The sequence below is a fragment of the Rhodopirellula maiorica SM1 genome, from assembly GCF_000346295.1.
Lineage (GTDB): Bacteria > Planctomycetota > Planctomycetia > Pirellulales > Pirellulaceae > Novipirellula > Novipirellula maiorica.
Genome location: NZ_ANOG01000473.1, coordinates 1 through 9,861 on the forward strand (window position 1 = coordinate 1; position 9,861 = coordinate 9,861).

Sequence of the window (9,861 nt, forward strand, 5' to 3'; positions counted from 1 at the left end):
ACTTGGCTGAGTGTCCATCGAGCAACATGGCAACCGCATCGCGTTTGAATTCGTCTGTATAGGTACGTCGTTCAGGCTTAGCTGAAGGCTTGGTCTTTCGCGGCATCGGAGGTTCCTTGAGTTCCTTTCAGTTTAAGGACTCGCGTGGCCCCCAAAACCCAGGCCACCTCACCCATTCTAATTAGGTGTATAGGAGCAAGCGATTCAGGGACGGACCTTCTCTCTCCTGACTGGTCTGCGACATGCTTCATTTTCCCAGCGTCTCCACCGCGCGCACTCGGCAGATCGTTCGCGAAATATCTCATGCTTCCAAGCCGCGGGAACGTTTCTTCGTGATGTTGATCGTTGCGTCGATGATCGCGTCCTTTGGGTTAATTGCCAACAGCACTGCGGTCATCATCGGCGCGATGCTTGTGTCGCCTCTGATGACACCGATCTTCGGCATTGCATTGGGGATGCTGCGAGGCAGTCCTCGGTTGTTGTTGACGGCCCTATCGTGCGAAGCATTAGGCGTGGTACTTGCCGTCGCATCGGCCTACCTCGTCGGACTGCCGCAGATTTCGCTTGTCGAGGCCACACCGGAGATGCTGCCCGCACTCCACCCCAACCTGCTTGATTTACTCGTCGCTGTGTTTGCTGGTTTTGCGGGGGCCTATGCGTTGCTGGACGAACGGGTCAGTCCGGCGCTACCGGGTGTCGCGATCGCGACTGCGATCGTGCCGCCACTGTCGACATGTGGGCTGTGCCTATCACTCGGAGCATGGGCGGCAGCAAGTGGAGCGATGCTCTTGTTTCTGGCGAACTTTGTGGCGATCTTGGTCGTCGCTCTACTGACTTTTTGGGTAGGCGGACTTGTGCCGTCACGACCGCAATCCACAAGACAGATGATGCTGCATTTTGGTCCGACCGCAGTTGCATTTATTGTGATCACGGTGGTCCTGACCAATGCACTGTTACGGATTAATCGTGCGAGGACGGTCGAACGAGGCATTTATTTCACGCTGACTCAGAGACTCGCCGATATCCACGGTGCCGATTTGGAGGCGGTAAACCATAAGCTGGATCGCGATGGAGTCGAGGTCCTGGCAACGGTACGCTCTCACGATACGATTTCGCCAGTGTGGGTCTCGGCGATGCAAGCCGCTCTCCAGGATTCGCTAAGTTTGCCGGTGGAATTAGTGGTCCGCACCATTCGTTCACAAGACGTCTCGCCGGTAGGCACGTCGCTGCAAGTGGTGCGTCCCAATCTGGATGGACAGTTCTTAGTTCCAGCGCCGGAGAGTTTCGCTGGCAAGGAAGCATTCGCTTCGCAGGTATTGCGTGAGATCTTTGAAAGGGAACCAGGAGTCGAACTGACGCGACTCGAATACGGCCGATCCTCACTAAACGAAAGTGTCGTTGTAGCGTACGTCGACGCGCTGCGGCGACTCAGACCAAACGAAATAAAAAGTATCGAGCAACAACTACAGACCCGATTCGACGACCCGAGTCTCCGCTTTTTCGCGCGAGTTAATTCAACCGCGTTGCAAGACAGTGAAGGAGTGGTGCGGGTCGAGTGGAGCAATGTCAGTGAGGCGGGGCCAGAGGAAATCATCCGCCTTCCCGACCTCCGAGCCACCATTCAGGCGACCGTCGAAAAGACGCTCGACGTCATCGCAATTCATACGCATTTCAACTGTCGTGATGGTCATTGGCAGGCTCTCGTCGAAGTGATCGGCGCCCGCGAGATCAGAAACGAAGACTTTGCGATGGTTCAGCAAGCGTTACCAGAATCTTGCCCCGAGGATCTGGAGATCTTGATTTGGCTGAGGCACGACTATGTCGTTACCCAGGGTGGTTTGACCACCTACGACCGCATCACCGATCCCTACATTCAAGAGCAATCAAGACGTTTCCGGGAATGGTTCCAAACCGAAACCATTCCTTCTGCCAACCCGCAGTTGGTGGTGGGCACCGACAACCAATAAGAGCCTATGTGAACAAACCACCCCCCTTTTTTTTGGGGATGCAACATTCGCTCAGTAACGTGTCTCAACAAAACGCCGACCCGCCAGCGATGCTGCGTCGTCGTATTCTCCTTGCTTGGATCGCTTGGGAAGTTTGATCTCGTCGCGTGGAACGTCTTGATAAGGAATCAGTTTCAGCAGGTGTGCGATGCAGTTCAGCCGCGCGCGGCGTTTGTCGTCCGATGGCAGGATGTACCACGGTGCGTGCTCGGTATCGGTGGCGGCGAGCATCATGTCGCGAGCCTTGGAGTACTGGTACCACTTGCTCCGTGACGGCAAATCCATCGCGCTGAGCTTCCATTGTCGCAAGGGGTCGCTGAGCCGAGCCTCGAACCGACGTTTCTGCTCTTCGTCGCCGACCTCTAGCCAGAATTTGATCAACTGGATGCCACCGTCGGTGATGTATTTTTCGACCTCCGGACAAAGTTCTAGAAATCGCTGGTGCTGTTTCGGTGTGCAAAATCCCATCACCGGTTCGACACCAGCGCGGTTGTACCAACTGCGGTCGAAGATCACGACCTCACCCGCGGCAGGAAAGTGGGCTATATAACGCTGGATGTACATTTGCGATTTTTCGCGGTCCGACGGCGCGGGCAGCGCGACGGTGCGAAACACGCGAGGACTGACGCGTTCAGTCAGCGCACGAATCGTGCCGCCTTTGCCGGCAGCATCGCGACCTTCGAAGATGACGATCACTCGCAAGCCCTTGTGCTTGACCCATTCCTGCAGTTTGCAGACTTCCGCATGCAGCTTCCGCAGTTCTTTCTCGTAGTCTTTCCGCTTCATCTTAGGCGGTGTTGTTCCATGTTTTGACTTCGACATGTCGCTCTCTCATCGAGTGTTTGAACGCTGGCTTTCACCACTAACTTGTTTATGTCCTGCGGCCTCAGTGGTGGTTCGTTTTGTACGACGGCTCTTCCGAGCCGTCGAAGCCGCCGGAAAGGATTTCTCGACGGCCCGGAAGGGCCGTCCTACTTTTTCATGTACGACGGCCTTTCCGGGTCGTTGCCGGTACTTTCACTGCCGCCCTACTCGTATAGCACTGATTCATGGCAACCGGCCTCAAGTGACTGGGCAGGGTTCGGCATCCCAGATTTCTGCAGCGTATTCGGCAATCGTGCGGTCGCTGGAGAATCGTCCAGAACAAGCCACATTGATGATCGCCTTCCGCGCCCAAGCGTCGGGATCGGCGTACAACTCGCCGAGTTTCTGCTGAGCCTCGGCGTACGATGTCAGGTCGGCCAGGTGCATGAAGTAGTCTCCGCGATCCATAAGCGACTCGCGGATCGGCGTAAAGATTCCCGGTTCGTCACGGCTGAAGTGATCGTTAAAGATCAGATCGAGTGCGGCGCGGGTTTCCGGATCGTTGTCATAGTGCCAGCGTGGGTTGTAATAGCTGCGACTCTCTGCCACTTGTTCGGCAGTCAATCCAAACAGAAAGAAGTTTTCTTCGCCTGCCTCCTCGGCCATCTCGATCGTGGCCCCATCGCGCGTGCCAATGGTCAACGCTCCGTTCATCATGAATTTCATGTTACCCGTACCGCTGGCTTCATATCCCGCCGTAGAAATTTGTTCGGAAACATCACTGGCGGGAATCAACCGCTCGGCCACCGAGACGTTGTAGTTCGGTACGAACGCGACCTTGATGCGGCCCGCAGTGGCCGGGTCTTCGTCGATCACCCTGCCGACGTTGTTGATCAGCTTGACAATCAGCTTAGCCAGCCGATACGCCGGAGCGGCCTTACCGGCGAAGAAAAACGTTCGTGGCGGGATCGCTAGCGATAGATTCTCACGCAACCGATTGTAGAGCACGATCACGTGCAGGATGTTCAGCAATTGGCGTTTGTATTCGTGAATCCGCTTGATTTGACTATCGAAGATCGTTTCCGGATTCACTTGCTGTCCGGCGGTCGATTCGAGCCAGCTGGCGAACCGCTTCTTTGCCGTCTGCTTGGTTTCGAGAAATCGCTGGCGAAACGTGGCATCTTCGGCCAGCGGCATCAGATGACGAAGTTCACTCAGATCGGCAATCCAGCGGTCACCGATCGATTCGGTAATTAGACTTGCAAAATCGCGATTGGCCGCCAATAGCCAGCGACGTGGCGTCACGCCGTTGGTCTTGTTGTTGAACCGTTCGGGGAACATTTCGGCAAATTCCGACACCACGCGTGTTCGCAACAAATCAGAATGAATCTTTGCGACGCCGTTGGTGCTGTGCGTGCCCACGATCGCGAGGTTGGCCATGCGTATCTGTTGCTCCCCGCCTTCCTCGACCAGACTCAATCGCGACGCGCGTTGGTCATCATCGGGATAACGCTGCTGGACGTCCGCCAGGAATCGGCGATTGATCTCATGGATGATTTCCAGCGACCGCGGACACACCAATTCAAAGAACCGGACCGGCCATTTCTCCAGTGCCTCGGGCAACAATGTGTGATTGGTATAGGCCAAGGTTCGCACGGTCAGATCCCAAGTCTCGTCCCAACCAAGCTCTGCGTCGTCTAGTAAGATCCGCATCAACTCTGCCACCGCCATCGCCGGATGGGTGTCGTTCAGTTGGATAGCGACCTTCTGGGGTAACAGTTGCCAATCGTCGTTGGTGCGCTGGAAGCGTGCCACGATGTCCGCCAACGAACAACAAACCAAAAAGTACTCTTGAACGAACCGTAACGCCTGGCCAGCGCGGGTCGAGTCGTCGGGGTACAGGACACGCGTTACCGTCTCGGCAAGGATGCGATCGACAATCGCTCCCACGAAATCACCGGAACTAAACTCGCCAAAATCGAAATGGTCCGGCGTGGCAGCACCCCACAGCCGCAGCGTGTTGATCGTCTGGCCGCCATACCCAACGACCGGCCGGTCATAGGGAACGCCCAATAGGTGCGTCCCAAGACCAGGCTTGGCTTGTAACACTCCATCATGTAATTCGAATTGGCAGCCCACTGGGATCTGCACGGTCTGGCGTGGCTGAGCCACTTCCCACGGATCGGGCTGTGCAAGCCAATGGTCGGGCTGCTCGATTTGAAATCCGTTTTCAATCACTTGACGAAAGATTCCATATTCATATCGCAAACCGTATCCCATGGCTGGGATTTGCAGCGTGGCCAACGATTCAATGAAACAAGCTGCCAGCCTGCCCAAACCGCCATTTCCCAGCCCGGCATCGGGTTCGGTTTCGACGACCTCCGTCCAATCCTGATGGGGATCGGCTTGCAATTCTTCACGGACATAATCTTCAACCCCAAGGTTGATGATATTGTTGGTCAATGTACGTCCGATCAGGAACTCCATCGACAAATAGTAGACTCGCTTCGGATTCTCTTTGTCGTGAGTTTGTTGCGTATGCAACCACCGCTCCGTAAGCAGATCTCGCAGCGAGCGGGCCACCGCTTCAAACCGTTCACGCTGGCTGGCTGCTTCAGGCAACACGACATGATCCATCAGCAGATGTTTCTGGTAACGCTCGTATCCCGCTTTATCGGAGAACCGGACTGTTTTGCGTTCGTGTTGTTTCAACGCTTGATTTACAACTGTCTTCGTCATGACAAAACCTTTAGTGGAGTAGAGAACCTATCCGATAACCAAGTTGACGATGTACGACAGCCCTTCTGGGACGTAAAAGCGTACGACGGCCCTTCCGGGCCGTCGAAAATTAGCTTCCACGCGTACGACGGCCCTTACGGGCCGTCGCAAATCACTACCTTGACGGCCCAGAAGGGCCGTCGTACGTAAGAGGGCCGTCGTACGTAGGTTTTTGGATAGGCAATCGGAGATTGCTGGGGAGACAAATGAATTCGTATCAACTACTTCTTTACAAACGGACTACCGAAACGCTGGCATCGTTTTCTCCTATTTACTTAGGGCGTAAAGCATCACTACGGAATGATCGAGCGCACGATAAGAATCACCAACGGTCTCCGGTGCCTCGTCCCAGGGAACAATGTCCTCAGGCGAATCGAGTGCCGTGTCGATCCACCGGCGCCAGCGGTTGCCGCCGAGTGCCGGCAACTCGAACTGCAACGGTTCCCAGTAGGCATTCAGGATGAAATGAAACTGAATGCCCGCCCCAGGCATTTCACCACCGAAGGCGATGCAGTGGGAAGCATCGCCCCAGTCGGGCTGATTCAACTTGACGCCGTGCCACGCCTTTTTCGCGTCGTGCAACAACTTACTGACGCTGATTCGCTGGCGTTCCGAATCGATATTGCGTAACGTACGACGCGCACACAGCAGCGAAACGAAACGATGAAGGTCCGCGTGCCGGTCCAAATTCGTCCAATCGAACCAACTGAGCTCGTTGTCTTGGCAGTAAGCATTGTTGTTTCCGCGCTGCGTATGCCGAACCTCGTCTCCCATCAAAATCATCGGGATGCCGAGCGATAATAACGTGGTGGTGAGATAGTTTTTTACCTGCCGGTTGCGGAGACGGTTGATCGACGGATCGTCGGTCGGGCCTTCGGCGCCGCAGTTCCAGCTACGGTTGTGATTGTCCCCGTCGCGATTTCCCTCGCCGTTGTCTTCGTTGTGCTTTTCGTTGTAGGAGACCAGATCGTTCAGAGTAAAGCCGTCATGGCAGGTCACAAAGTTGACACTCTGTTCGGCTTCGCGATTTTTGTGACCATAGATTGCCGGACTGCCGACGATCCGATCCGCGATCCGAGTGACCGCCCCCGGTTGACCACGAAAGAAGTCGCGGACGTCATCACGAAATCGGCCATTCCATTCGCGCCACGCATCACCGACGAAGCTGCCGACTTGGTATAACCCCGCCGCGTCCCATGCCTCGGCCAGCAGCTTCGTACCGGCCAGCACGGGATCCGTTTCAATGTCCCACAGCACCGGCGGATGCGGCAGCGGATGACCCGATGCATCGCGAGACAGAATCGATGCCAGATCAAATCGGAAACCGTCAACATGCATCTCCTCGACCCAATAGCGGAGGCTATCGACGATCAAACGGCGAACGATCGCGTGATTGGCATTGAACGTGTTGCCGCAACCGCTGTAGTTAGCGTAACTCCCGCCTCCGTCTTCCAGCATGTAGTACGTCGGATTGTCGATGCCGCGAAAGCAAAGCGTCGGCCCGAGCTCGCTGCCTTCGGCGGTATGATTAAAGACGACGTCCAGAATGACTTCGATCCCTGATCGGTGCAACGCCTTGACCATGTCGCGAAACTCGTCGACCGCACCGATTGCGTCCTGACGTGAGCTATACGCAGCATGCGGTGCGAAAAAACAAATCGGCGCGTAGCCCCAGTAGTTGACTTTGCCGCGCGGTGCATCCAGGGCATCAAATTGGAATACTGGCAACAGTTCGACCGCCGTGATGCCAAGTTTTTTTAGATAGGGGATCTTTTCGATCAGTCCGGCATAGGTGCCGCGTTTTCCTTCGTCGATCCCAGAACTTGGGTGACACGTAAAGCCACGCACATGCATCTCGTAGATGATCGTTTGCGCGGCGGAGCGATGGAGTGGCTGGTCACCCTCCCAGTCATAGACGGCTGGGTCGATGATAACGCTTTTCATTGACATCGCCGTGTTGTCGCCGGGCTCTGAGGCCGCATCGCGACTGTATCCTGTGGGCACCACCACACCGCGGCCGTAGGGATCCAGCAGCACTTTGTTGGCATCAAAACGAAGTCCTCTCTCGGGTTCGACGGGCCCGTTGACTCGGTACCCATACAATTGCCCGGGCTGTAGTTCGGGAACAAAGATGTGCCAGTAGTGATACGTTCGATTGTCATGTGGATCGAAGGGGATCACCCGTGCGGGCACCGCATCGTCTTCGCGATCGAACAACAGCAATTCCACGCTCCTGGCCGTCCGCGAGAACAAACTGAAATTGACACCTCCGTCGCCAACGGTAGCGCCCAATGGCGAGCTTCGACCTGCGGTTTTATTGGCCATGCCATCTCCAATCTAGCCTGTACGACGGCCCTTCCGGGCCATCACTGTCTGATCTCGATGCCCCGAAAGGGGGCGTCGTACGTGCTGTTAACTTTTTCGGGACGGCCCAGAAGGGCCGTCGTACGTTTCGTAGGCTTCATCGTACGGTTGTCTATTCGGTTACCCGCGAAATCCACTGGTTCCCCCAGCCGACATAAAGATCGTGCAGAAATGTTTTCCAGTCCGCAGCGGTTCGGCTGGCGGGATACGGTTCGGGACGAACCGGCTGGGCGGCACTCCAAACAATCTGGAATTGCCCGTCGCTGCGAATCTGGCCTACTCGCGGAGTCTTGAAACAATGTTGCGTTTCCGGGTCGATGCGGACGTTGCCCTCCGGAGCGGAGATTCGCTGGGAAAGCATCGCGCGGCGGATTTTTTTGGGTCAATACTCTGTATTTCACGTACCGCTTGTGCCCATAACAGGACTCCCACATAGGCATCCTGCATCGGATCAGAAATCACACGATGGGGATGTTTTTCCTTGAAACGAGCGACGAATGCCTTATTCACCTCCGTGTCCAGTGATTGGAAATACGTCGAAGCAGCATAGTCACCCTTCACATCGTCGATATTCAGACCGCGGAGTGCCTGCTCGCCAATACTGAACGACAGACAGGGAATGTCGTCCCGCTTGATGCCGGCTTTGCGAAGTTCACGAAAGAAGGCCACGTTGGAATCACCGTTGACGGTGTTGAAGATCATATCCGGCTTGGCCTCCAGGATCGCTTGCACGACCGATTCGAAGTGCGCGCTACCCAGTGGCACATACATTTCGCCGACCACTTCCGCTTCGCTGTTCTGGAACTGGTCTTTGATGACTTCGCTGATTGTGCGTGGGAAAACGTAATCGGACCCTACCAGGAAAAACCGCTTCTTATTCAAGATCTCGCTGGCCCAGGTCACCGCCGGAATGGTCTGCTGGTTCGGAGCAGCCCCCATATAAATGATGTTTGGTGAAGTCTCCATGCCTTCGTACTGGACTGGATAGACCAGCAAGTGGTTGTATTGTTCAAAGATCGGTCGGACGGTTTTACGAGACGCGGAGGTCCAGCAGCCAAACACCGTACAGACCTTCTCCTCCTCGATCAGTCGTTCGGCTTCTCGGGCGAAAGATTCGGTATTGGATCGACCATCGGCGACAACCGCTTTCACTTGGCGGCCCAGCAAACCACCGGACTGGTTGATTTCGTCGATCGCCAACAGCGTGGCATCAATCACACTCGTTCCGCTGGTCGACATCGTACCGCTCAGCGATTGCAGGACACCGACCTTGATCGGTTCACCCTGTGGAACGAGCGGCGCAGAAGCGGACGGGAAAAGACTTCGCAAGGCCATCCCGACCAGAAGAAGCAAACCGACACCCGCAACCCCGCCAATCAACCAGCGACGCGATCGCTGCGGCTTGGTTGGTATAATCGCGGGATGGGTTATTCCTGACTGACTGGGTAGTTCAATTTGGACTTCACCGGACAAAGCTGCAGCGACCGCTTGAAAATCACGCGACATTTCCTCCACGGTCTGATACCGATCGGCTGGATCCTTTGCCATCGCGTGAGAAACGATTGCCGCACAAGCGGATGGGACTGATGAATCGAGATCGCGTGGATCAGGAACGCTCTTGTTGCAGTGGGCGTACATGACCTGCACGATACTGTCGGAATCATCGTAGGGCTGTCGTCCGGTCAATAGACAATAGTAGGTGGCCCCGAGTGCGTAGATGTCGGTGCGGGCATCGACAGTTTGCCCCTGACACTGCTCGGGACTCATGAAATACGGGGTGCCAATCACGGTTCCGGTTTGAGTCAATTGCATCCCCGAGTTTGCCGACGAAAGTTTTGCAAGTCCGAAGTCGGTTAACTTGACCGTACCATTGGCGGCCCTCACGAGATTTGCGGGCTTGATGTCGCGG

The 9,861-nt window shown here is 55.6% G+C and carries 4 protein-coding genes and 1 pseudogene; 1 reads left to right on the top strand and 4 read right to left on the bottom strand.

The window, feature by feature from the left end; all coding sequences use genetic code 11:
• Positions 1-242: 242 nt before the first annotated feature.
• Positions 243-1,967, top strand: coding sequence for a DUF389 domain-containing protein (locus RMSM_RS14920; RefSeq protein WP_008697639.1), 1,725 nt, complete (start codon positions 243-245; stop codon positions 1,965-1,967).
• 51 nt (positions 1,968-2,018) lie between these two features.
• On the opposite strand, the gene ppk2 is transcribed toward RMSM_RS14920, so the two are convergent.
• From ppk2 to RMSM_RS14940, 4 genes and pseudogenes are all read right to left on the bottom strand, one after another.
• Positions 2,019-2,828 (bottom strand): polyphosphate kinase 2, encoded by an 810-nt coding sequence (gene ppk2 / locus RMSM_RS14925; protein ID WP_040766858.1) that lies wholly within the window; start codon positions 2,826-2,828, stop codon positions 2,019-2,021.
• 240 nt (positions 2,829-3,068) lie between these two features.
• Positions 3,069-5,549, bottom strand: coding sequence for a glycogen/starch/alpha-glucan phosphorylase (locus RMSM_RS14930; protein WP_008697646.1), 2,481 nt, complete (start codon positions 5,547-5,549; stop codon positions 3,069-3,071).
• Positions 5,550-5,855: 306 nt separating this feature from the next.
• Positions 5,856-7,913 carry a glycogen debranching protein GlgX gene (gene glgX, locus RMSM_RS14935; protein ID WP_008697648.1) on the bottom strand — a complete coding sequence of 686 codons (2,058 nt, stop codon included), beginning with the start codon at positions 7,911-7,913 and terminating at the stop codon, positions 5,856-5,858.
• A gap of 151 nt (positions 7,914-8,064) precedes the next feature.
• A pseudogene (locus tag RMSM_RS14940) lies at positions 8,065-9,836 on the bottom strand (transporter substrate-binding protein).
• Positions 9,837-9,861: the final 25 nt, after the last annotated feature.